We start from the raw sequence: 22,774 nt of genomic DNA on the forward strand, positions 1-22,774 counted from the left end.
GCCTGTGTTGTGGACGTAAAGCGAAGCAGTCCACAACACAGGCCCCGGAGGCCCGCCACCGGCACCCACCACAGCCAACAAGCGGCCCCCGCCCAACCCCCCACCCCGCCGACAGGCGAAAGAGAAGAGGCACGGCGGGGCCATCCGACAACGTGGGAAGCGGGCTACAAGCCCTCAGCTGTGGCCGAGCTCCTCGGCCGGCCCGGTCTCCTCGACCGACCCCCCATTCCGCTCGGGACGCAGCGACAACGGCTCGACCACGGTCTCGTCCACAACCGGCGCGGCCGGCCGCGGCGGTTTCGGCATGACGGCGGCCTCGGAGTGCGCACCGCACCCGTACGCGAGGGACACCACCCGCCCGTCCGCCGGGGAGAACTCATTGGCGCAGACACCGAACGCCTGGCCCAGGGAGCCGGGCAGCTGGGTGAGGAAGCCGCAGGTCACGCAGGTGGCGGGGGCCGCCTGGGCCATGGCGCTCTTGGCGCCGTACGCGTCTTCCCAGCGGTCGGCGGCGGTGTGCAGGCCGTAGCGGGACAGCACCCGGGCCCGGCGCATGCCGAGCTCCTCGGCGACCGCCGCGATACTGCCGCGCTCGGGGGCGGGCTGGACCGCGGGCGAGCCCGGGACGACGTCCGCCTCCTCGGAGTCGGCGACCTCGGCGGCCATGCCCTCGGCGACCGGGGAGTTCGGCGGCGGGACGTCCTCGCCGGTGAAACCGGGCTCCAGGCGCAGGTCGTCGGCCTCGGTGGGCAGCAGATCGCCGGGGCCCATGTCGCCGGGGCGGAGCCGCTCGCTCCACGGCACCCATTCCGGTGCGAGGAGGGCGTCGGGGCCGGGCAGCAGCGCCACCTCGTCGAGCGTGACGATCTTGGCGCGGGAGGCCCTGGCGACCGTGGCGGCCCAGCGCCAGCCGCGGTAGCCGGGCTCGTTGCAGGCGAAGAGATGGGTGACGACCCGGTCTCCGTCAGCAACGACCTCGATGTGCTCGCCGACCATGCCGGGCAGTGCGGCTTCCTCCGCCGCCTCCCGGGCAAGGTCGACCGCCTCGGCGCACAGGCGGTCAGGGGTACGGCTTCGCATCGCAGCACTCACAAGAATCGATTCTCTCTTCTACGCCGTCTCACGAGTGCGCCAGCCGGAGCTGTCCTTGTCCTGTCCGGACGACCGGCGGTGCCGGGGCGGGCGGAGCGGACCAGGGGACCGCGTCGACGTCCGCGCCCGGTCGTTTCGGTCGAGCGCACCTCTTACGTCCCATTCTGCGGGATCGCGCTAAGGCACGCGGCCAAAAACGACCGCCGGTGGCGCGCTACACACGCTACCCCTTCAACGGTGGACGACCCCTCGGTGGGAGCGGCAAATGTCCACGGCCGCGACCGCGGGCCTGGACGCCCCGCGCGGCAGGGAGGAGAAAGTGCCCTCTCCTGGGCGAGTTGGGGCACTATGACCGGGTGGCTGCCGCACGGGCGTCGAAGGTGTCGAAGGTGTCGAAGACATCAGGGAAGTCGTCGCAGGTCTCGCGCGCATCGACGCGAGGCGGGGACGGGTACAACCGGGCCGGCCGGGCGGGCCGGGCCGTCGGGCGTGCGCTGCACCGGCCGTTCACGGGCGCGGCGCGCGGGGTGCGGCGCGCCACGCATGCGCACGGCGCCGGGGAATCGGGCCTGGGCAAGCTGATCGAGCTGCATGCGGTGAACTCCGCCGGCGACATGATGATCACCGTCGCGCTGGCGTCCACGGTGTTCTTCTCAGTGCCGACGGATGAGGCGCGGGGCCGGGTGGCGCTGTATCTGGCGGTCACGATGGCGCCGTTCGCCCTGCTCGCGCCGGTGGTCGGGCCGCTGCTGGACCGGGTGCCGCACGGCCGCCGGGCGGCGATGGCGGGCGCGATGCTGGCCCGGGCGCTGCTGGCGCTGACCATGTCCGGCGCGGTCGCCACCGGGGGGCTGGAGCTGTATCCGGCGGCGCTCGGTGTGCTGGTGTCGTCGAAGGCGTACGGGGTGGTCCGCAGCGCGGTGGTGCCGCGGCTGCTGCCACCGCGGATTTCGCTGGTCAAGGCCAATTCCCGGGTGACGCTCGCCGGGCTGCTGGCGACGGGGCTGGCGGCCCCCGCGGGGGCCGGGCTGCATCTGATCGGGCCGAGCTGGCCGCTGTACGGGGCGTGCGTGGTGTTCGCGGCCGGTACGTTCCTGTCGTTCTCGCTGCCGCACAAGGTCGACTCGGCGAAGGGCGAGGCCCGGGCCCGGCTGACGTCCCGGGACGCGGCGGCGCGCTCGGCGGACGCCGGGCGGAAGCCCGGACTGCGTACGGTCGGCCCGTCGGTGCTGCACGGTCTGCAGGCCAATGCCTGCCTGCGGGCGCTCTCCGGATTCCTGACGTTCTTCCTGGCCTTCCTGCTGCGGGAGCATCCGCTGGGCGGGCTGGGCCCGGCGGCCTCGCTCGGGCTGGTGGTGGTGGCGGCCGGTGTCGGCAATGCGCTGGGGACGGCGGTCGGCGCCTGGCTGAAGGCCCGCGGGCCGGAGCGGATCGTCGCGGCGATGCTGGGTCTGGCGCTCTGCGCGACGGTGCTCGCAGCGGTGTTCTACCAGGTGGTGGCGGTGGTCGTGGTGACCGCCGCGGCGGCCGCCGCGGGGCTGTGCCAGGCACTGGCGAAGCTGTCGCTGGACGCGATGATCCAGCGCGATGTGCCGGAGGAGGTGCGTACCTCCGCGTTCGCCCGGTCCGAGACGGCGCTGCAGATGTCGTGGGTGGTGGGCGGCGCGATCGGGATTTCGCTGCCGCTGATCGGCACCATGGGGATGGCGGTGGCCGCGGGGCTGGTGGCGCTGGGCGTGCTGCTGGCCGCACGGGGACTGCTGAGCGCGGCCCGGCGGGGCGGTACGCGGAGCGCTCGGGTGGCCTGACCCGCGACGGGCAACGCGGCACGCCGCACCCGGGCGTGGCGTGAGCTGAGGCGCCAGATAGCCTGCCCGTATGACCGCTGCGTTGATCTCCTGGGGCAAGGGCCGCCGCGCCGCTGCCGCCATCGGTGCCGTGTCCCTGGGTCTCATCACCCTCTCCGCCTGCGAGAAGCCGACCGCGCTCGCGACCGTGACCGTCGGTTCGTCGACGGTGACGGCCGAGGCCACCCCCGGCTGCGACGGTGACGGCAAGGTCCTCTCCAAGAAGGCCGTCTCGGGCTGCCTGACCAAGAAGGGCGGCAAGACGATCACCGTCCACCCCGGTGAGAAGGTGCGCGTCGGCGTCGAGCCGGACATCGCCAAGTCCGGCTGGATCGTCATCGGTGCCGGCCCCGTCATGCGCGAGCCCAGCAAGCAGACGTACCGCAGCTTCGACGCGGAGACGCTCTTCATGCAGCAGAACCCGCAGACCGGCCAGACCACGTACTCCAAGGACGTCACCCTCCAGGTCGCCGAGCTGGGCACGGGCGGCGGCCCCAAGGCCATGTGGCACTTCACGCTGAAGCAGGAGAACTAGGGCGCGCGGGCCGCATGATGCGGGTGCTGGTCGTCACGGCGGTGGCCGCCGAGCGTGACGCGGTGTGTGCCGCGGCAGACCACTGCGACGGGACGGCGCTGCCCGGTGGCCTTGAGCTGCGGCGGGCGGCGGGCCTTCCGGTGGCGCTCGATGTGCTGGCCGCCGGTGTGGGCCCGGCCGCCGCGGCCGCCGGCACGGCCACCGCGCTGACCGCCGCCGCACTCGCCGAGGAGCCGTACGACCTGGTGTTCTCGGCCGGTATCGGCGGCGGCTTCGCCCCCGGGCACGGGGGTTCCCCCTCCGGTGCGCCGCTGGGGTCGGTGGTGGTCGCGGACGCGATCGTCGCGGCCGACCTCGGCGCCGAGACCCCCGACGGCTTCGTCCCGGTCACCGAACTCGGCTTCGGGACGGTCGCGCACCGCCCCGACCCGGCGCTGGTCCAGGCCGTCGCCGCGGCGGCCGGTGCGGCATCCGGCACCGTCGTCACCGTCTCGACGGTCACCGGTAGCGCGGCCCGCGCCGCCGAGCTGGCGGAACGTCATCCGGGGGTGCTGGCCGAGGCGATGGAGGGTTTCGGGGTCGCCGAGGCGGCCGCCGCCCACGGGGTGCCGGTGCTGGAGATCCGTACGGTCTCCAATGCCGTCGGCCCCCGCGACCGCGCCGCCTGGCGCATCGGTGCCGCCCTCGCCGCCCTGACCGGCGCCTTCCGTACGCTTCCCGGAGCCCTGGCGGCCACCGCCGGACCGGCGCCGGAACCTCCCCCACGCTCGGCTTCGCGCACGCGGGGGGACCCCACATCCTTGAGGAGGACGCCGTGACCCGGCCGCTGAACATCGCGTACTCGCCGTGCCCGAACGACACCTTCGTCTTCGATGCGCTGGCGCACGGCCGCGTCCCGGGCGCGCCGGAGCTGGCGGTCACCTTCGCCGATATCGACCTCACCAACGGCATGGCCGAGCGCGGTGAGTTCGATGTGCTGAAGGTGTCGTACGCGGTGCTGCCGTGGGTGCTTCAGGACTATGCGCTGCTGCCCTGCGGCGGGGCGCTGGGGCGTGGCTGCGGGCCGCTGGTGCTGACCCGGGAGCAGGGCGCGGCCGCGGATCTGGCGGGCAGAACGGTCGCGGTGCCCAGTGAGCGGTCCACCGCGTATCTGCTGTTCCGGCTGTGGGCGGCGGCCGAGGTGCCGGGCGGGGTCGGGGAGATCGTGGTGCTGCCGTTCCACGAGATCATGCCGGCCGTGCGCGACGGCAAGGTCGATGCGGGCCTGGTCATTCACGAGGCGCGCTTCACGTACCAGAACTACGGCCTGTTCTGCCTGGCCGACATGGGCGAGCACTGGGAGCACACCACCGGTCTGCCGATCCCGCTCGGCGCGATCATCGCCAAGCGGTCGCTGGGCGAGCCGGTGTTGCGCGGCCTCGCGGCGGCGATCCGCAGCTCGGTCCTGATGGCCTGGGACGATCCGGAGGCCTCCCGGCCGTATGTCCTGGAGCACGCCCAGGAGATGGACCCGAAGGTCGCCGACCAGCACATCGGCCTGTACGTCAATGAGTTCACCGCCGACCTCGGCGAGGACGGCTATGCCGCGGTGCGCGGGCTGCTCACCCGCGCCGCGGCCGAGGGGCTGGTTCCGCCCCTCGGCCGCGATGCGTTGAACTTTGTGTGAGATGTGCCGGGTGTGACGGCCGGGGCCGCGGGTGACGGCTGAGTGCGACGGCCCGCGGCCGGCTCGTCAGACGTCCAACTGGTCGGCGACGGCGCGCAGCATGCCGGCGATCTTGGCGCCGTGGACCTTGTCCGGGTAACGGCCGCGTTCGAGCTGCTGGGTGACGTTCTCCAGGAGCGTGGTGAGGTCCTGGACGATCGAGGCGAGTTCATCGGGCTTGCGGCGCTGCGCCGCGGCCACCGAGGGGGCGGGGTCGAGCAGTGTCACGGTCAGCGCCTGATCGCCGCGCTGGCCCGCGACGACGCCGAATTCGACGCGCTGGCCAGGCTTGAGTGCGGCTACGCCGTCGGGCAGCACCGACGAGTGCACGAAGACGTCACCGCCGTCATCGCGGGAGAGAAAGCCGAAGCCCTTCTCACTGTTGAACCACTTGACCTTGCCGGTAGGCACGTCTGTCCTCGTCCTCGTACTCGTTGGAAAAAACTGGGCCGGGTCTACTGCGGAATCTGCGGGATGGACTCCCCTCCGCCCGGCGAAGCCGGGAGGGGGAGAGGTCTGGAGAGCAATACAGCGGGCCGCAGGGCCCGCCACCCCAAGGCTAATGGTCCCAAGGCCGGTGACAAGACGCCGCCGGGTGGATCCTCCGTGCTTCTGGCCCGGACTTACCCTGGTCAGGTGTCTGACGAAACGCCCCTTGCCGGGGATCTGCTGGTCCGAATCGGCGCGATCATGTTCCTAGTTGGCGCAGCGGCCACTCTCGCCACGGTGGCCCCGCTGTTCCTCGGGACCGATCCGCTGCCGTCCGTCTTCTACGCGGTGTGCATGCTGATGGGCGCCGGTTTTCTCGTCGCGGCGGCCGGAGTGATCCGTTCCGCGGTCGCCCAGCGCCGTCAGGTGGCGGCGGCTTCGCCCCCGTCGGCCTCCTCCGCCACATAGCGCGCCAGCCAGGACGGAAACTCCGTCAGGTCGTCGAGCACCACCTCGGCGCCGGCCACGCGCAGCTCCGTGGCGTCGCACGGGCCGGTGGCGACCGCGACGGACAGTGCGCCGGCGGTGTGCGCCCCGACGACGTCGCCGATGTGGTCGCCGACGTAGACCTGTGCGTCGTGCTTGCGCAGCGCCTCGGCCTTGCCCTCCGCCCACAGGGAGCCAAAGAGGGCGTCCACGTCGAGGCCGAGGTGTGCCAGGTGCAGCTTGGCGTTGGGCTCGTATTTGGCGGTCACCACGATCGCCTGGCCGCCCGCCGCGCGGACCGCGTCGAGGGCCTCCCGGGCGCCGGGCAGGGCGGTCGTCGCCGTGACCGCGTGCGCCGGATACAGCGCACGGTAGAGGTCGGCGGTCTCCGCCACCCGCTCCTCGGGGAACCACCGGCTGATCTCCTCCTCCAACGGGGGCCCCAGCCTGCTCACGGCGAGGTCGGCGTCGACGAAGGTGCCGGTCCGGGCGGACAGCTCGTGATAGGCGGCCCTGATGCCGGGGCGGGAGTCGATCAGCGTCATATCGAGGTCGAAGCCGACCGTCAGGGAGTGTGCAGCCATGCCTGCCATTGTGCCTGCGGTACCGCCCCCGGTCCGGGCCGGTGCAGGGCACTGCCCTATGGGGCGTCCGGGCGGGCCGGACGGGCTGGCCGGACGGGCTGGGCGGGCTGGGCGGACCAGCCGGACCGGCGGACCGGGCGGACCGGGCGGACGGCGTCGGGTGCGGGGCGCGGCCACGGGCTCGCCGTCGGCGGGGCCGGGTGAGCCGTTGTGCGCCCGGCGCAGCTCACCATGCCCGTCTCACCATGCCCCTCTCACTGCGCCCCTCTCACCGCGCCCGTCTCACTGCGGTGTCCGCCGCATCCGCCACACCAGGAACAGCGCCGAGGCGACGGCCGCCACCCGCACCACCCCCGGCAGCGCGTCCAACATTTCCTGCCCCAGCCGGCCCTGCGCGAGGGGCTCACCCCACCGCCCGTCGAACCGGCCCCACAGCCACACCAGCAGACCGCCGACGACGGTGCCCGGCACGCCGAGCGCCGCGAACTTGGCCTCGGCGCGGCTCAGCCGCCGCGAGACATAGGTGAGCCCCCAGCCGCCCGCCAGCGCAAGCCACGTCCCCAGTGCCGCACCGGCCACCAGGAGGAGCACCGCCAGCGTCAGAACCGGGCTGAGCGGCGCCCGTGCCGGGCCCGCCACGACCTCTTCCCCGGCCTCGGGCCCGGCCGGGGGCGCGGTGGCCGCGCTCCGGCGGCCGAGCGCGCGCCGCAGCATCCGGGGCAGCGGACGTTCCGCCGCGGTGTCCTCGTCCGCGTCCTGCTCGGCGCCCCCGTCGTCGCCGTCGTCGCCGTCCTTCTTCAGTGACAGCGGGCGCTCGTCCTCGGGCCGGTCCCACATCTCCGGGATCTCGATCCCACCGACGAAACCGGGCACGGTCTCCCCGGGTCCAAACGGCGCCGGCTCCACCCGCCACCAGTCCGGTGCGTCCCCGCCGTCGCCCAGCTCGTCGGCGCCGGCCAGATGCGGGGGCAGGCCGACCGCCGGCGCCGGGTCCGGCGCCTCGTCGCGCGGGGCGGGGACCGTACCGTTCGTGGCCGCCTTGCCGCCGCCCGCCGCCTTGCCGCCGCCCGCCGCCTTGCCGCTCCCGGCCGCCTTGCCGTTCCCGGACGCCTTTCCCGCCAGTCCCGTCAGTCCCGTCAGTCCGCTGCGCGCGGCCAGGCCGGTGAGCTTGTCGCGCGCGCCGGTCCACCGCCACGGCGGTTCGGCGGGCCGCGACGGCGGTGCGGGCCGCGGGCCGGGCGGTACGGCGGGCCCGGCGTCCGCGGCGGCCCCGGCGCCCGGGTCCGGCCGAGTCCCCGGGCCGCTCCAGGCCGCCCCCGGCACCCGGTCGTCCGCGCTCCCCGCGGCCGCGACCACCGCCTCCGGCGTCCCCAGCCGGGCCAGCATCCGCTTCACACCGGACACCGAATCGGCCTGCTGGCCGTCGATCTCGGCGCGGAGCCCGGTCACCAGCCGCATCCGTGCGGCGGAGGGCAGCCCCCGCTGCTGGGCCAGGTCGCCCACCCGGCTCAGATAGTCAAAGACGAGCTGATCGCTCTCGATCCCCACGAAATCCCCTGCGGCGTCCGCTGGTTGATTCCTCGACGGTACCCCTTCGACCGGCGGCCGGGCCGGAGGCGGCCGGGGCGGGGTCAGGGGGTGTCTTCCGGATCGGCGCGGATCGGGGCGCCGCCGTGCGGCCACCCGCTCCCCTGCTCTCCCCCGCCCCGCTAACGTAGGACGAATGACCGGTACACCCCGCACCCTCGCCGAGGAGCTCAGGACCCGCACCGACCGCGGGCTCGTCGGGCTGCTGCGGACACGGCCCGACCTGCTCAATCCGGTGCCGGGCGATGTCACGCAGCTGGCGACCCGGGCCGGGACGCGGGCGTCGGTGGTCCGCGCCGTGGAGCGGCTCGACCGCTTCGTGCTGCAGACCGCCGAGGCGCTGGCGGTGGCGCCCGACCCGTGCCCGTACGACACGCTGGGCGCGCTGATGGGCGGCGACGCCGAGGACGCCGGGGTCGCCGCCGAGCTGCCCCGGGCGGTGGCGGAGCTGCGGGCGCAGGCGCTGGTGTGGGGCCCGGACGACCGGCTGCGGCTGGTGCGGACGGCCCGTGAGCTGCTCACGCCGAGCGCCGCGCACCCGTCGCCGACCGGCCTGGGTCCGACCGTCGCCGAGGCCATGGCCGGTATGTCGCCGGGGCGGCTGCAGGAGATCATCGCCGCGGCCGGGCTGCCCACCACTCACGACCCGGTCACCGCGGCCGCCGCGCTCACCGCGCTGTTCGCCGACCGCGCCGGGATGGCGGCGCTGCTCGACACCGCGCCCGCCCAGTCCGTCGCCGTCCTCGACAAGCTGCTGTGGGGCCCGCCCTACGGCGGGGTCACCGACCGCCCGGCCCCGCATCTGCAATGGCTGCTGGACCGGGGGCTGCTGATCCCGGCGGGCGCCCGGAACGTCGTGCTGCCGCGGGAGGCGGCGCTGCATCTGCGGGGCGGTCGCGCCCATCACACCCCCGAGCCGGTCCCGCCCGCGCTCTCCCCCGCCACCGCACGCGATCCACAGCTTGTGGACAACGCCGCCGCGAGCCAGGCGTTCACCGCGCTCGCGACCGTCGGGGAACTGCTCAAGGAGTGGGACCTGGGCGGGCCGGCCGTCCTGCGCGCCGGCGGTATGAGCGTCCGCGACCTCAAGCGGACCGCCACCGCCCTGGACACCACCGAGCAGCTCGCCGCCTTCTGGCTCGAACTCGCCCACGCGGCCGGGCTGATCGCCTCCGACGGCGAGGCCGACGAGCGGTTCGCGGCCACCCCGGCCGCCGAGGAGTGGCTGCAGCTGCCCGACCACGAGCGCTGGGCGGCGCTGGCGGCCGGCTGGCTCGCCGCGACCCGCGCCCCCGGCATCGTCGGCACCGCCGATGCGAAGGGCCGCGCGCTCGCCGCCCTCGGCCCGCACCTCGACCGCTCCCCCGCCCCCGAGGTCCGCCGCCGCGCCCTCGCCCTGCTCGCCGCGCTGCCGCCGGGCACCGCCGTCCCGGCGACGGCCGTGCTGGCCCGGCTGCGGTGGGAGCGGCCGCTGCGCAGCGGCGCACCGGCCGTGGGCCAGGCGCCGGCCGCCGGCGACCGCGCCACCGCCGCGCCCGGCACCGACCCCGCCGACGACCTCCGCTCACGCCTGGCCCAATGGACCCTCACCGAGGCCGAGTTGCTCGGCGTGACCGGACGCGGTGCGCTCGCCACCCACGGCCGCACCCTGATCGACCTCCCGTCGGACAGCGCCGCTCCCACCCCCGCCGAATCCCTGGCCGCCGCGGCCCGCGCCGCCGCCCTGCTCGCCCCGCTGCTGCCCGAACCCGTCGACCACGTCCTCCTCCAGGCGGACCTGACCGCCGTCGCGCCCGGCCCGCTGCGCCGCCCGCTCGCCGAGGCGCTCGGCGTCCTCGCCGACATCGAGTCCAAGGGCGGCGCGACGGTCTACCGCTTCACCCCCGGCTCCGTGCGCCGCGCCCTGGACGCCGGCCGCTCCGCCGCCGAACTGCAGGAGTTCCTCGCCACCCACTCCCGCACCCCGGTCCCCCAGCCGCTCGCCTACCTCATCGACGATGTGGCCCGTAAGCACGGGCAGCTGCGGATCGGCGCGGCCGCCGCCTATGTCCGCTGTGACGACGACGCGCTGCTCTCCGAGATCCTCGCGGACCGCCGGGCCGCCACCCTCCGGCTGCGCCGGCTCGCCCCGACCGTGCTCGCCGCCCAGACCTCCCCCGACCAACTCCTCGACGGCCTCCGGGCGATGGGCTACGCCCCGGCCGCCGAGTCCGCCGCCGGTGACGTACTCATCGCCCGCGCCGACTCCTACCGGACCCCGCCGCGCACCGCCCCCACCCCGGTCCCCGACGGCCCGCCGTCCCCCGACCCTGCCCTGCTCGCGGCGGCGGTACGCGCCATCCGCGCCGGCGACCTCGCGGCCACCGCGGAACGCAAGCCGGTCCAGGCGCCCGCGTCGGCCCCCGGCGCCCTCCCCCGCACCACCTCCGCCGAGACCCTCGCCACCATGCAGGCCGCGGTGCTGACCAACTCCGCGCTCTGGATCGGCTATGTCAACGCCGACGGCGCCGCCAGCCAGCGCGTCATCGCGCCCGTACGGGTCGAGGGCGGCTTTGTGACGGCCTACGACCACACCTCCGACGAGGTCCGTACGTACCCGCTCCACCGCATCACGGGTGTGGCGGAGCTGGCGGACGACTCGGTCTGAGCGGCCGGGCGGCCTCCATACGGTGCTGCGCGCACCGGCCGCCGACCTTCCCCGGGCCCGCGCCCTGGCCGAGGCGGCGGCCGCCGCACCGTCCCGTAAAGCACCCCGCCCGGCCGACGCCGCCCCGGCGGACGGTCCCCGGGCCACGGCCGCCGGCCCCCAGGCTCCGGCCACCGGACCGCAGTCCCTCGTCCCCGTCGCCGTGCCTTCCCCCGCTCCGGTCCCGACGGTGCCCCGGGACGCCGCCGTGGTGGTGGCGCCCGTGCCCCGCCGCACGGCCCCCCTCCGCGCCGCCCTCGCCTTCCTGGCCGTCCTCGCCCTCGGCGGCGGTATCGGCCTCGGCTGGAGCGCGTTCGCCCACCGCACCGGGCAGGACGGTGCGTCGGCCGCCGCCGCGGAAGCCTCGCCGGGCCTCGCGGGCGCCCGCTGGCCGCTGGTCCGCAAGGGCGATCTGCTGTGGAAGGCCCGCACCGTCCAGTACCTGCTCCAGGCCCACGGCCATGCCGTCGAGGCCGACGGCGACTTCGGTGCGGCGACGGCGGCCGCCGTGAAGGAGTTCCAGACCGCCCACGGTCTGCTCGCCGACGGCAAGGTCGGCGAGCAGACCTGGTCGCACCTGATCATCCGGATCGATTCCCACAACGACCCGAAGCCGGCGGTCGTGGCCCTCCAGTACCTGCTCGGCAACGCCGGCACCGCCACTGACATCACCGGGATCTTCACCCCCTCCACCGCCCGCGCCCTCGGCACCTTCCAGCGCGACCGGGCCCTCCCGGTGACCGGCGTCGCCGACCCCGCCACGTGGCGGGCCCTGCTCGCCTCGCAGGGGCCGGCCATCCATCGCTGACGGTCCGGTTCCCTGTCCCGCACTGTCGGCGTCCGCCCTGTCACGAACGGCGGCTTCCTCGACTTTCCGCAACGCTGAGTGCGTCCGCCAACGCCTCAGCGAGCCGACAAGCCACGTATCGCAGTTGATCTGCCGTCACCGCACTGTCGGCGAGCAGCGCGTCGGCATGCTCCAGAAGCTCCGCTCCCATGCCCAGTTGAACGCGCTCCACCTCGCTCGCGACATGCGACAGCAAACCACCGTCGTTGTCCGTGATCAGTAAGCATCGTTTGCCTTCCGGCGACCGCCATGGCAGCAGTCGCGCGATGGTCACCTCGGTAGTCTGCTCAACCTCTTCCATGCAACCGAGCTTCCGTCCGTCACCCAGGACGATGGAACCACCGCCAAACGACACTTCGGGACGTCCCGCTTCCATTAGAAAGTCCCTGGCAACGTCCCCTCAGACAGGAAGAGACTGCATGCCCAACGAAAGGCTCCGAGCCGCTATGACGTCAGGCGGATGGACCCATGCCGCCCTGGCCGAAGCAACGGAAGTGGATACCAAATCCGTGGAACGCTGGGTCAATCTCGGCCGCACTCCGCGCCGTACGACCGCGTTTCGAGCAGCCGAGAAGTTAGGGGAAGACGTGCACGCACTCTGGCCATCCTTGCGCCAACCACGGGCGGGCCGGGCCGTCAGCCCGGAGCTGGTCGCCCTCTACGGCAAGCGGGCCGACTTGCCGGTCTCGGCCTTCGTGGACCTCCTCACACAAGCCCGAGAGCGTATCGACATCCTCGTCTACGCAGCCGTCTTCCTACATGAGGCGTATCCCCACCTCACCGACCTTTTGCGGGAACGCACCTCCGAAGGCTGCGCCATCAGGATTGCCATCGGGGACGCCGACAGCCCCCACGTCCAGCAACGAGGCCAGGAAGAGAAGTTCGGCCATGGAATCGAATCACGTTGCCGTCTGGCCCTGATGCACTACAAGCCGCTCGCCGACGTTCCCGGCATTGAGCTGCGCACGCACGCCACAACGCTTTACAACAGCATCTACCTCGCCGACGACCAGGTCTTGGTGAACAGCCATCTCTGGGGCGTCAACGCCTACGCAGCGCCCGTCTGGCACCTGCGGCGCAGCGTCGAGGGCGGGATGTTCGACACGTACGCATCCAGCTTCGACGCCGTGTGGGCAACAGCGATGCCCGTGCAGGGGGACTGAACCATGGCTCGGACTGAGTACTTCGACGACCCCGAAGCCCCTGAGCCCAACAGCCTGGTCGTCGCCGCGTCTGCTGTCGTGACGAATACCGGCGGAGAGGTGCTGCTCCAACGGCGGCGGGACAGCGGGCTATGGGCCCTGCCGGGCGGCGGCATGGAGATGACCGATTCACTGCCGGGTGCCGCCGTACGGGAAGTCAAGGAGGAGACCGGCCTCGACGTGGAGATCACAGGTCTCGTCGGCACGTATACGGACCCCCGGCATGTGATTGCCTACTCGGACGGCGAGGTACGGCGGCAGTTCAATATCTGCTTCACCGCCCGGATCACCGGCGGCTCTCTGGCTATCTCGGACGAGTCCACGGATCTCCGTTTCGTGTCTCCGGCCGAGTTCGACGCCCTGCCCATGCACCACACTCAACGACTACGGCTGGCGCACTACTTGCGGCACCGCGAGCACTACGCGCCGCCCTACCTTGGCTGAATGCCATGCACTGGTTTCCCCGTGGAGTGCTTTTCATCGGCCTGTTCGGCAAAGACAGCGAGCACCACCTCACCCCCGAGCACGTCCTCGCTTCGTTGCTGCGCGCTGAGCAGCCGCTGCCGGGCAGGTCGGTACGCTCGCTGCCATGTGCGCACTCCGGAGGCTGCCGCGTCAGCACTTGGCGCCGGCGACTGAGCAGTTCTGGTCCATTCGCGGTGCTCAACTCTGCCTTGACGACGTCGAGAGCGTGCATCACTTGCTGAAGGAGCGTGCTGGGAGCGTCACCATCCGGGTAGGCGTCGATGGCGTAGCCGATGATGCCGAGGACCTACGGGATGCTGAGCCAGCTGACTTGGATTACGTCCGGTTCAGCACGGAAGAGCCACGCGTCGAAGTGCAGCTTGGGGTGGTGCCCTACATCTCCGCGAGTGACAGCCAGGAGGCCCGTGAGCTGGCACGTGACGTACACAGCTTGGTGAGCGTACGTAAACGACCAAAGTGGCAGAGCTTCACCGCGATCGCTGCTGTAAGGGCTCTTGGTTTCGGTCCTGCCGCGACGTTCCTTGCCATCCTCCTCGCTGACGGGCTTGGATTGATCTCGCCTTCTGATCGCACACGCGAAGTGCTCGGATATGTGACGTTCCCAGCTTTGACTCTTGGTCTCCTCGCCACGGCAATGGCTTACAAGCAGTGGCTCAAGGTGGACTACGCGACCCCCGTTCTTCCAGAGCGTCAACGGGAAATCCGGAGTCGCACTGCACAGGGCAGGAGCGGCACGAAGTGGGGCATTATGTCCGGAATCATACTGGCCCTTATCGGCGTTCTCCTCACAGTGCTCTCCGCCTGGCTCACTGACTTCTTCGGCCTCAAGCAGTAGGCAAACCCCGGCAAGCCAACGCATTACCCAGACCGCTATGACAGAGCGAAACAGCGCAGGAATGACAAACACCGGCGAATCTTTTGCGAGCTACCTGCAAAAAGGGCGCATCAGAATCGTTCCCCATCTCAGTCCGCAACCAGCGTGAGCGCGCCTCGCCCCAGACGTGGCGAGTAGGGCAGACTGGACGATTGGCCGTACGGAAAGGGTGCCTCGCGTGAACGGACCTCTCATCGTCCAGAGCGACAAAACGCTGCTGCTGGAGGTGGACCATGAGCTGGCGGACGCCTGCCGGCGGGCCATCGCGCCCTTTGCCGAGCTGGAGCGGGCGCCGGAGCACATCCATACGTACCGGGTGACGCCGCTCGGGCTGTGGAACGCGCGGGCGGCCGGGCACGACGCCGAGCAGGTCGTCGACGCGCTGGTGCAGTTCTCGCGGTATCCGGTGCCGCACGCGCTGCTCGTCGACATCGCCGAGACGATGTCCCGCTACGGACGCCTCACGCTCACCAAGCACCCCGCGCACGGCCTGGTGCTGACGACCACCGACCGCCCGGTGCTGGAGGAGATCCTCCGGTCGAAGAAGGTGCAGCCGCTGGTCGGGGCGCGGCTGGACCCGGACAACGTGGTCGTGCACCCCTCCGAGCGCGGGCAGATCAAGCAGACGCTGCTCAAGCTGGGCTGGCCGGCCGAGGACCTGGCCGGTTACGTCGACGGTGAGGCGCACCCGATCGAGCTGGACGAGAACGGCTGGGCGCTGCGGCCGTATCAGCAGCAGGCGGTCGAGGGCTTCTGGCACGGCGGCTCGGGTGTGGTCGTGCTGCCCTGCGGCGCGGGCAAGACGCTGGTCGGGGCGGGCGCGATGGCACAGGCCAAGGCGACCACGCTGATCCTGGTGACGAACACCGTCTCGGCCCGGCAGTGGAAGCACGAGCTGGTGAAGCGGACCTCGCTGACCGAGGACGAGATCGGTGAGTACAGCGGGACGCGGAAGGAGATCCGGCCGGTCACCATCGCCACGTACCAGGTGCTGACGACCAAGCGGAAGGGCGTCTACCCGCACCTGGAGCTGTTCGACTCCCGGGACTGGGGCCTGGTCATCTATGACGAGGTGCATCTGCTGCCCGCACCGGTCTTCAAGTTCACCGCCGATCTTCAGGCGCGGCGGCGGCTGGGGCTCACCGCGACGCTGGTGCGCGAGGACGGCCGGGAGTCGGATGTCTTCTCGCTCATCGGGCCGAAGCGCTTCGACGCCCCCTGGAAGGAGATCGAGGCGCAGGGGTACATCGCCCCCGCGGACTGTGTCGAGGTACGGGTCAATCTGACCGAATCGGAGCGGCTGGCGTATGCGACGGCCGAGACCGAGGAGAAATACCGCTTCTGTGCGACCACCGCCAGCAAGCAGTACGTGACCGAGGCGCTGGTGCGCCGGCACCAGGGCGAGCAGACGCTGGTCATCGGGCAGTACATCGACCAGCTGGACGAGCTGGGCGAGCATCTGGACGCACCGGTGATCAAGGGCGAGACCACCAACGCGCAGCGCGAGAAGCTCTTCGACGCCTTCCGGCGGGGCGAGCTCTCGGTGCTCGTGGTCTCCAAGGTCGCGAACTTCTCCGTCGACCTTCCGGAGGCGACGGTCGCGATCCAGGTGTCCGGCACCTTCGGCTCCCGCCAGGAGGAGGCCCAGCGGCTGGGCCGGGTGCTGCGGCCGAAGGCGGACGGGCACGAGGCGCGGTTCTATTCGGTCGTCGCGCGCGACACCATCGACCAGGACTTCGCGGCACACCGCCAGCGCTTCCTGGCCGAGCAGGGGTACGCGTACCGGATCGTGGATGCGGACGAGCTGCTGGCTGCGGACGAGGACGCCTGACGGTGCCGCCGGGCTCAGGCCGCCCGGGACGGGCTGGCCGGCTCCCGTGCGGCGCGCGGCGACGGGAGGCCGCCGCCCGGAACCACGGGCGGCTGCCGGGTCCACCAGACCACCGTCGCCAGCAGGGCCAGACCGAGCAGGGGATACGGCGCCGCGAACGGCTGCTGCCACCAGGCGACCCGCAGATCGAGGTCGCCGGTGTGCGGGACGATCCACATCGTGCGGGCGGCGAAGGCGAGGGTGACGGCGGCCAGCAGCGCCCTGCGCCATGGGCTGCGCCGGGTGTGGGCGGCGAGGGCGACGAGCAGCGGCACACACCAGACCCAGTGGTGGGACCAGCTGATCGGCGAGACCAGCAGCGCCGTGACGGACGTACACAGCACGCCCCAGCTGTCCAGGCCGCGGCGCAGAAAGACGCGGCGGGCGGCCCAGAGCCCGGTCGCCGCGGTCAGCAGCGCGGGCACCGCCCAGAGCAGGCCGGGCTCGGGCTGGTGCAGTACCCGGGTGATCAGGCCCTGCAGGGACTGGTTGTCGACGATCCAGACCTTGCCGACCCGCCCGGTCTCGAACATCCGCCGGGTCCAGAACTCGATGCTGGCGTCGGGCAGGACCAGCCAGCCCAGCAGCACGGAGACCAGGAACCCGGCGAGCGCGGTGCAGGCGGCCTTCACCCGGCCGGTGACGAGAAGGTAGACGGCGAAGATCGCGGGGGTGAGTTTGATGCCGGCCGCGAGGCCGGTGGCGAACCCCTTGAGGCGGGCGCCGTCCGGACGGGAGAGATCCCACAGGACCAGGCAGGCCAGCGCGAGGTTGACCTGCCCGAAGACGAAGGTCTGGAAGACCGGCTCCAGCCAGAGGCCGAGCGCGGTGGCGGCCAGGAGGAAGGGCGCGGTGTGGGCGGCCTTGCGCAGGCCGGCGGCCTTGCACGAGAGATGGATCAGCAGCGCGAGGAGCACCGCATTGACGAGTACGCAGACGACCTTGAGCGTGCTGAGCGAGAGCCAGGTGGTCGGTATGAAGAGCAGGGCGGCGAAGGGCGGGTAGGTGGCCGGAAGTGCCCACTTGGTGACCGTGAAGCCGTAGAGATCGCCGCCCGTGGAGGCTGCTTCACCCTCGGCCCGGTAGACCGCTATGTCGGACATCGGCAGCGGCTGGACCTGGTAGAGCACCCAGAGTCCGGCGAATGACGCCAGGAGCAGCGCCGTGGCGAGCGCCAGCCGGCCGGGACGGGCGATGCTCTGCGCCCAGGTCCGTCTCCATGTCCACGTCCCCTCGACGGCAGACACCCGCTGACCCCTCCCCGTTGCCCTGAGCGCGCCCGTTGCGGCGACGCTAGTGGATCGAGGCCGACCGTCCGTAACGGTTTCCGGTCATCCGGATGTCGACGCGGGGTCGGCTTCTGGCACCTGCTCGCGCCGCATGGTGTGCGTGATCTGTACGTGCATGGCCGGTACACACCTGATGCGGCTTCCTGCCCCGTATTGTGCGCGGTGTGCGCGGACAGGGGCGGCCAGGGCACGCGCTCAGCTGCATACCGCGATGCCGCGTTCGCGGAATCACTCGTCCGCGGAATCAGTCGTTCGCGGAATCAGTCATCCGCGGAATCAGTCATCCGCGGGATCAGTCGTTCGCGGATCAGTCGTCCGCGTACTCGCCCATGACGGCGACGCTGAAGGCGGCCACGGCGAAGACCTTGATCGCGTGGAGGGCGTTGCCCACGACATGACGGTGCTCATGGGCGGCCGCCGCATCGCGCTTGGTGTCGAGGCCGAGGGCGGTGGCGCCCTTGGCCGGGTGGCGGGAGACGGGGTGGACAGAACCTGGGGGAATCGCTGCGCTGCTCATGACTCCATGATGAAATTCACGCGATTGCAGCACATCGGTCCATAGGTCCATCCCTGAGGGCCGGACGTCCGTCTTCGGACCCATCCCGTCCCCTACGGGAGGTCTACGGCAGCCGGGCGCCGAGGAAGCCGCCGCGGCCCGTCGTAAATCCGTTGGCGCCCTCTTGCGCCGCTGACTACAATCGCGCGTCTGCCTGCCTCCCGTCGAGGAGTGCCGCCGTCCGGTCGGAAACCGGTCGGCTCTTCGCTTCACGCCGCTGACCGCACACCGCATGACCCGCGCTGTGCACCGACACCGGCCCGCCGCGCCCGCGCTCCTCGGCGCGCGCCCGCCGACGTACCCGCCACGGAGGCAACGCCGTGCCCTCGCACGCCCACCACCCGACCACGGAGCCGCGCACCGAGAGCTCCGGCCCCCGGCCGGCATCCGACGACCCGCTCCACCGCGAAAAGTCCCACCTCGCCGCCTCCCGCACCGCCCTGCGCGCGATGCGGGCGGACGCCGAGGCGCTGAACATCGCCGATGTCACCGCGAACTGGGTCAACGCCGAGGTCCTCCAGGGCGAGATCGACGCCCGGATCAAGGCACTCGCCGACCTCTCCCACACCCCGCTCTTCTTCGGCCGCCTCGACTATCTCCATGCGCCCGGCCTCGACCTCGCCGAGGGCGCCGCGGGAGAGAACTTCTACATCGGCCGGCGGCACGTCCACGACGCCGACGGCGACCCCATGGTCATCGACTGGCGCGCGCCCGTCTCCCAGCCGTTCTACCGGGCCTCCAAGAAGGACCCGATGGACCTCAAACTGCGCCGCCGTTTCGGCTACACGGGCGGTGAGCTGACCGCGTACGAGGACGAGCACCTCACCGACCCGACCGAGGCCGCCCGGACCAGCGCCCTGCTCCAGTCCGAGATCGAGCGTCCGCGCGTCGGCCCCATGCGGGACATCGTTGCCACCATCCAGCCGGAGCAGGACGAGATCGTGCGCGCCGGCATCGGCGGCTCGGTCTGCGTCCAGGGCGCGCCGGGCACCGGAAAGACGGCGGTCGGTCTGCACCGGGTGGCATATCTGCTCTATGCGCACCGCGAGCGGCTGGCCCGCTCCGGCACCCTCGTCATCGGCCCGAACCGCTCCTTCCTGCACTACATCGAGCAGGTGCTGCCGGCCCTCGGCGAACTGGAGGTCAAACAGGCCACGGTCGACGACCTGGTCGGGCATGTGGAGGTGCGCGGTACGGACGAGACGGCCGCCGCGATGGTCAAGGGCGACGCGCGGATGGCGGAGGTGCTGCGGCGGGCGGTCCGCTCGCACATCACGATGCCGCAGGAGCCCTGTGTGGTCGTCCGCGGCTCCCGCCGCTGGCGCGTACCGGCCTATGAACTGGAAGAGATCGTCGGGGAGTTGCGGGACCGGGAGATCCGCTACGGCGCGGCCCGTGAGGCGCTGCCGCAGCGGATCGCCCATGCCGTGCTGGTCCGGATGGAACAGGCGGGCGAGGCCCCGGACGACCGGGTGCAGGACGCGGTGGCCCGTAACGCCGCCGTGAAGGCCGCGGTCAAGGCGGTCTGGCCGCCGGTCGACCCGGCGAAGCTGGTGCTGCGGCTGCTGGGCGATGCGGAGTTCCTCGCCGAGCAGGCCGAGGGGATCCTGACCCCCGAGGAGCAGAAGGCGATCCTGTGGACGCAGCCCGGATCGGGAAAGCGGGCGGCCCGCAGCGTGAAGAGCGCCAAGTGGTCCGCCGCGGACGCGGTGTTGATCGACGAGGCGATGGATCTGGTCGCGCGCACCCCGTCGCTCGGCCATGTGGTCCTCGACGAGGCCCAGGACCTCTCCCCCATGCAGTACCGCGCGGTCGGCCGCCGGTGCACGACCGGCTCCGCGACCATCCTCGGCGATATCGCCCAGGGCACCACCCCCTGGGCCACCAACACCTGGGAGGAGGCGCTGACCCACCTGGGGAAGCCCGGTTCGGCCGTCGAGGAACTCACGCAGGGCTTCCGCGTACCGCGCGAGGTCATCGCCTATGCGTCCCGGCTGCTGCCCGCCATCGCCCCCGATCTGACGGAGGCCACCTCGATCCGTGAGTCGGCGGGCGACTTCGAGATCCGTACCGTCGAAGCGGCGGACCTGACCGCCGCCACCCTCACCGCCTGCGACGACGCGCTGACGAAGGAGGGCTCGATCGGACTGATCGCCGCGGCGGCCCGGATTCCGGCGCTGCGCACCGCCCTGGAGGCGGCGGGCGTGAGCTGTCTGGCCCCCGGCGAGGAGACTTCGGCCGAGGCCCGGCTGACGCTGGTACCCGCCACTCTCGCCAAGGGCCTGGAGTACGACTACGTGGTCCTGGACGAGCCGGCCGCGATCGTCGACGGCGAACCGGACGAACGGACCGGGCTGCGCCGCCTGTACGTCTGTCTGACCCGGCCGGTGTCCGGGCTGACGGTGGTCCATGCGGCGGCGCTGCCGGATCAGCTGACCGGCCGCTGAGGGACCGGGGGTGTGCGGGGACCAGCCGGGGGCACGCCGGGGGCACGGCGCCTGACGCGACGGCGTCAGGCGACCTTGGCGCAGATCATGGTCCTGCCGTCGTAGACGTTCCAGGAGTAGCGGTAGCGGCCCGGCTCCCCCGGGCAGGCGCCGGTGCCCGCCGACGCCCGCAGGACGGCCGTGACCTGCATGATGTAGCTGAATTCCCGGGGCACCCGGTCGGCGCTGCAGTTCCAGGCGGTGAGCAGGTTCGCCGGGCCGGGCCGGCCGCCCCGGGCCTTGGCCAGGAAGCACTGGCCGTTGCGGAACTGCCGCTCCACACACAGGTTCGTGGACGAGGAGCCCACACCGCTGTGCCACCAGCCGCCCCGTCCGCCCCCGGACGGACAGCTCCCGGCCCCGGTCACCCGCAGCACCCGCAGATACGCACTGGCGGCCCCACAGCCGACCCGCACCGGCGCCGGACGGCTCCAGTTGCCGTAGCCGTCCTGGTAGGCGTCGAGGCAGTCACCGGCCCGTACGGCGGCGAAGGCCGCATCGACCGGGCTCGGGGTCCGGGACACGGCGGCCGTCGGCCGGGAACCGATCCCTCCGCCGGTGGACGTACCGCTCGACGCCCCCGAACTCGACCCGCCGCTCGTGGACGTACCGGCCGACACCCCGGAACCGGTCCCGCCACTTGAGTACGTGCCACTCGACGCCCCCGAACTCGCCCCGCCACTTGAGTACGTACCGCTGGACGTACCGCTGGACGCACTGCTGGACGTGCCGCTGGATGTACCGCTCGACGAGCCGGAGGTGTCCTCGGCGTTCCAGGGCTTCCAGAGGAAGACCACGAACGCGATGCACAGGAGCACCCCCCAGAAGCAGCCGCCGCCGGACGAGGAGTTGGCGGGCTGCGGGGCGGGCTGCGGGGCGGGCGACGTCTTGGCCGAGGCGCGCGGGGCGGTCTGCGCCGAGGCCGCCCGTACCCGCTGTTCCCGCAGCGCGTCTTCGGTGCGCTTCTGCCGCTCCCGCTCGGCGCGTTCGCGCCGCTGTTTCTCCGCAGCCTGCGCGGTCGCCCGCGCCCTGGCCTGCGCCTGCTCACGGCCCTCCGCCTCCTCGCGCTCCCGGGCCTTGCGCGCCTCGCGCTCCCGCTCGGCGCGGGCCCGCTCCTCCTGCTTCTGACGCGCGGCTTGTTCCTCCTGCTTCCGGCGCGCGGCCCGCTCTTCCTGCCTCTGACGCGCGGCCCGTTCCTGGGTGTAGACGCGGGTGGGCTCCGGCGGCGGGACCTGTTGCGTGCGCGCGTCGGCCGTAGGGGGCGGCGCGCCCCCGGCCTTCCGTAAGGACCGCCCGTACGCCTCGTACTCCCCGATCAGTGCGGTCCACCGCGGCGGCAGCCAGCGCTCGCCGCGCCGCGAGGTCGGCATCCGGTCGAGTTCTTCCAGGAACTGCCGCAGCAGATCGGCGGGTTCGGGCCGCTCGTCCGGACCGGCGGCCAGGCACGGGCGGATCAGCGGGGCCAGTTCCCGGGGCAGCCCGGTCAGATCGAGGGCGCCGCGCTGGACGAGCGTCAGCAGCCGGATCGTGTCATCGGTTTCGGGGTACGGCGGGCGGCCGACGGCGAGATAAAACAGCGTCGCACCCAGCGAGTACACATCGGACGCCGTGGTGGACGCCTCGGCGCGGGCCTGCTCCGGCGAGGTGAAGGCGACGGTGCCCAGCGTCAGCGACGTCCGCGTGATGTCGTTGGCGTGCGAGATGCCGAAGTCGATGAGCCGGGGCCCGGCCAGCGGCAGCAGGATGTTCTGGGGTTTGACGTCCCGGTGGACGATGCCCTCGTCGTGCAGGATCACCAGGGCCTGCGCGGTACCCGCCGCGATCCAGCGCACCGCGGAGCCGGGCAGCCGTCCCGCGCTGCGGACGAGCTCGGACAGTGCGGGCGCCGGTATGTACTCGATGGCCATCCAGGGCAGTTCGGCGTCCGGGTCGGCGTCGCGCACCCGTGCCGTGTGGACGCTGTCGATCCGCCGGGCCAGCGTCACCTCACGCGCGAACCGCCGCCGGTCCGTCTCGCTGACGACCCCCTCGGCGAGCAGCGTCTTGACCGCGGCCAGCGACCCGTCGACCGTGGACCGCGCCAGATAGATCCGCCCCATGCCACCCGAGCCGAGCCGCCCCAGCATCCGGTAGACGCCGAGCCGCTGCGGGTCATCACCGCCGAGCGGCTTGACTCCCCTACCTGTCATGCCGTGTCACCCTCCCCCTGGTCC

20 protein-coding genes are annotated in these 22,774 nt (G+C 72.4%); 12 read left to right on the forward strand and 8 right to left on the reverse strand.

Going from position 1 to position 22,774, the window contains the following annotated elements:
* Positions 1-174: 174 nt before the first annotated feature.
* On the reverse strand, positions 175-1,080 hold the full coding sequence (locus tag AB0C46_RS22175; protein ID WP_362829887.1) for a DUF3027 domain-containing protein: 906 nt from the start codon (positions 1,078-1,080) through the stop codon (positions 175-177).
* A 506-nt stretch (positions 1,081-1,586) separates the two neighbouring features.
* Between AB0C46_RS22175 and AB0C46_RS22180 the strand changes: the two genes are divergently transcribed.
* The 4 genes from AB0C46_RS22180 to AB0C46_RS22195 all read left to right on the forward strand — a co-directional run bounded on the left by AB0C46_RS22180 (position 1,587) and on the right by AB0C46_RS22195 (position 5,140).
* The gene (locus AB0C46_RS22180; protein ID WP_362829889.1) at positions 1,587-2,900 is read left to right on the forward strand and encodes an MFS transporter; all 1,314 of its coding nucleotides are present in this window, start codon (positions 1,587-1,589) and stop codon (positions 2,898-2,900) included.
* Positions 2,901-2,970: 70 nt separating this feature from the next.
* Positions 2,971-3,474: a hypothetical protein gene (locus tag AB0C46_RS22185; RefSeq protein WP_362829715.1), complete on the forward strand. Its 504-nt coding sequence runs from the start codon at positions 2,971-2,973 to the stop codon at positions 3,472-3,474.
* Between the two features lie 17 nt (positions 3,475-3,491).
* Positions 3,492-4,292: a futalosine hydrolase gene (locus AB0C46_RS22190; protein WP_362829891.1), complete on the forward strand. Its 801-nt coding sequence runs from the start codon at positions 3,492-3,494 to the stop codon at positions 4,290-4,292.
* Complete coding sequence (locus AB0C46_RS22195; protein WP_362829716.1) at positions 4,289-5,140, forward strand: 1,4-dihydroxy-6-naphthoate synthase; 852 nt, start codon at positions 4,289-4,291, stop codon at positions 5,138-5,140. Before AB0C46_RS22190 ends, AB0C46_RS22195 begins: the two co-directional genes overlap by 4 nt.
* A gap of 66 nt (positions 5,141-5,206) precedes the next feature.
* On the opposite strand, the gene AB0C46_RS22200 is transcribed toward AB0C46_RS22195, so the two are convergent.
* On the reverse strand, positions 5,207-5,590 hold the full coding sequence (locus AB0C46_RS22200; protein WP_018089689.1) for a cold-shock protein: 384 nt from the start codon (positions 5,588-5,590) through the stop codon (positions 5,207-5,209).
* Positions 5,591-5,815: 225 nt separating this feature from the next.
* On the opposite strand from AB0C46_RS22200, the gene AB0C46_RS22205 reads away from it, so the two are divergent.
* Positions 5,816-6,076, forward strand: coding sequence for a hypothetical protein (locus AB0C46_RS22205; RefSeq protein ID WP_362829717.1), 261 nt, complete (start codon positions 5,816-5,818; stop codon positions 6,074-6,076).
* Here AB0C46_RS22205 and AB0C46_RS22210 read toward each other — a convergent pair.
* Together AB0C46_RS22210 and AB0C46_RS22215 are read right to left on the reverse strand one after the other, a co-directional pair.
* On the reverse strand, positions 6,031-6,678 hold the full coding sequence (locus AB0C46_RS22210) for a haloacid dehalogenase-like hydrolase (RefSeq protein WP_362829718.1): 648 nt from the start codon (positions 6,676-6,678) through the stop codon (positions 6,031-6,033). The genes AB0C46_RS22205 and AB0C46_RS22210 overlap by 46 nt on opposite strands.
* A gap of 282 nt (positions 6,679-6,960) precedes the next feature.
* Positions 6,961-8,226: a hypothetical protein gene (locus AB0C46_RS22215; protein ID WP_362829719.1), complete on the reverse strand. Its 1,266-nt coding sequence runs from the start codon at positions 8,224-8,226 to the stop codon at positions 6,961-6,963.
* A gap of 175 nt (positions 8,227-8,401) precedes the next feature.
* On the opposite strand from AB0C46_RS22215, the gene AB0C46_RS22220 reads away from it, so the two are divergent.
* Both AB0C46_RS22220 and AB0C46_RS22225 read left to right on the forward strand, forming a co-directional pair.
* Positions 8,402-10,912 (forward strand): helicase C-terminal domain-containing protein, encoded by a 2,511-nt coding sequence (locus AB0C46_RS22220; RefSeq protein WP_362829720.1) that lies wholly within the window; start codon positions 8,402-8,404, stop codon positions 10,910-10,912.
* A gap of 22 nt (positions 10,913-10,934) precedes the next feature.
* The gene (locus AB0C46_RS22225; RefSeq protein WP_362829721.1) at positions 10,935-11,759 is read left to right on the forward strand and encodes a peptidoglycan-binding protein; all 825 of its coding nucleotides are present in this window, start codon (positions 10,935-10,937) and stop codon (positions 11,757-11,759) included.
* A 40-nt stretch (positions 11,760-11,799) separates the two neighbouring features.
* Here the strand turns inward: AB0C46_RS22225 and AB0C46_RS22230 are convergent, their stop codons facing one another.
* Positions 11,800-12,099 (reverse strand): hypothetical protein, encoded by a 300-nt coding sequence (locus tag AB0C46_RS22230; protein WP_362829722.1) that lies wholly within the window; start codon positions 12,097-12,099, stop codon positions 11,800-11,802.
* Positions 12,100-12,217: 118 nt separating this feature from the next.
* On the opposite strand from AB0C46_RS22230, the gene AB0C46_RS22235 reads away from it, so the two are divergent.
* The 4 genes from AB0C46_RS22235 (at position 12,218) to AB0C46_RS22250 (ending at position 16,191) form a co-directional block, all read left to right on the forward strand.
* A complete protein-coding gene (locus AB0C46_RS22235; protein ID WP_362829723.1) occupies positions 12,218-12,961 on the forward strand; it encodes an XRE family transcriptional regulator in 744 nt (247 codons plus the stop codon).
* Between the two features lie 3 nt (positions 12,962-12,964).
* Positions 12,965-13,444 (forward strand): NUDIX domain-containing protein, encoded by a 480-nt coding sequence (locus AB0C46_RS22240; RefSeq protein WP_362829724.1) that lies wholly within the window; start codon positions 12,965-12,967, stop codon positions 13,442-13,444.
* 256 nt (positions 13,445-13,700) lie between these two features.
* Entirely contained in the window at positions 13,701-14,321 is a 621-nt protein-coding gene (locus tag AB0C46_RS22245) for a hypothetical protein (RefSeq protein WP_362829725.1), read from the forward strand.
* 217 nt (positions 14,322-14,538) lie between these two features.
* Positions 14,539-16,191 (forward strand): DNA repair helicase XPB, encoded by a 1,653-nt coding sequence (locus AB0C46_RS22250; RefSeq protein WP_362829727.1) that lies wholly within the window; start codon positions 14,539-14,541, stop codon positions 16,189-16,191.
* Between the two features lie 14 nt (positions 16,192-16,205).
* On the opposite strand, the gene AB0C46_RS22255 is transcribed toward AB0C46_RS22250, so the two are convergent.
* Together AB0C46_RS22255 and AB0C46_RS22260 are read right to left on the reverse strand one after the other, a co-directional pair.
* The gene (locus AB0C46_RS22255) at positions 16,206-17,477 is read right to left on the reverse strand and encodes a glycosyltransferase 87 family protein (RefSeq protein ID WP_362829729.1); all 1,272 of its coding nucleotides are present in this window, start codon (positions 17,475-17,477) and stop codon (positions 16,206-16,208) included.
* Positions 17,478-17,826: 349 nt separating this feature from the next.
* Positions 17,827-18,036 carry a hypothetical protein gene (locus AB0C46_RS22260; RefSeq protein ID WP_362829731.1) on the reverse strand — a complete coding sequence of 70 codons (210 nt, stop codon included), beginning with the start codon at positions 18,034-18,036 and terminating at the stop codon, positions 17,827-17,829.
* A 359-nt stretch (positions 18,037-18,395) separates the two neighbouring features.
* Here AB0C46_RS22260 and AB0C46_RS22265 point away from each other — a divergent pair, with 359 nt between their 5' ends.
* Complete coding sequence (locus AB0C46_RS22265) at positions 18,396-20,522, forward strand: AAA family ATPase (RefSeq protein ID WP_362829733.1); 2,127 nt, start codon at positions 18,396-18,398, stop codon at positions 20,520-20,522.
* Between the two features lie 65 nt (positions 20,523-20,587).
* Here AB0C46_RS22265 and AB0C46_RS22270 read toward each other — a convergent pair whose 3' ends face one another.
* On the reverse strand, positions 20,588-22,750 hold the full coding sequence (locus tag AB0C46_RS22270) for a serine/threonine-protein kinase (protein ID WP_362829735.1): 2,163 nt from the start codon (positions 22,748-22,750) through the stop codon (positions 20,588-20,590).
* Positions 22,751-22,774 lie beyond the last annotated feature (24 nt).

Source organism: Streptomyces sp. NPDC048637 (assembly GCF_040650675.1).
Classification (GTDB): Bacteria; Actinomycetota; Actinomycetes; order Streptomycetales; family Streptomycetaceae; genus Streptomyces.

What these genes read in the sequence shown, in the direction of transcription:
- AB0C46_RS22190 (WP_362829891.1), top strand. Translation starts at nt 3,492, where the DNA reads ATGCGGGTGCTGGTCGTCACGGCGGTGGCCGCCGAGCGTGACGCGGTG.
- AB0C46_RS22235 (WP_362829723.1), top strand. Translation starts at nt 12,218, where the DNA reads ATGCCCAACGAAAGGCTCCGAGCCGCTATGACGTCAGGCGGATGGACC.
- AB0C46_RS22230 (WP_362829722.1), bottom strand. Translation starts at nt 12,099, where the DNA reads ATGGAAGAGGTTGAGCAGACTACCGAGGTGACCATCGCGCGACTGCTG.
- AB0C46_RS22220 (WP_362829720.1), top strand. Translation starts at nt 8,402, where the DNA reads ATGACCGGTACACCCCGCACCCTCGCCGAGGAGCTCAGGACCCGCACC.
- AB0C46_RS22270 (WP_362829735.1), bottom strand. Translation starts at nt 22,750, where the DNA reads ATGACAGGTAGGGGAGTCAAGCCGCTCGGCGGTGATGACCCGCAGCGG.
- AB0C46_RS22175 (WP_362829887.1), bottom strand. Translation starts at nt 1,080, where the DNA reads ATGCGAAGCCGTACCCCTGACCGCCTGTGCGCCGAGGCGGTCGACCTT.
- AB0C46_RS22260 (WP_362829731.1), bottom strand. Translation starts at nt 18,036, where the DNA reads ATGAGCAGCGCAGCGATTCCCCCAGGTTCTGTCCACCCCGTCTCCCGC.
- AB0C46_RS22185 (WP_362829715.1), top strand. Translation starts at nt 2,971, where the DNA reads ATGACCGCTGCGTTGATCTCCTGGGGCAAGGGCCGCCGCGCCGCTGCC.
- AB0C46_RS22240 (WP_362829724.1), top strand. Translation starts at nt 12,965, where the DNA reads ATGGCTCGGACTGAGTACTTCGACGACCCCGAAGCCCCTGAGCCCAAC.
- AB0C46_RS22210 (WP_362829718.1), bottom strand. Translation starts at nt 6,678, where the DNA reads ATGGCTGCACACTCCCTGACGGTCGGCTTCGACCTCGATATGACGCTG.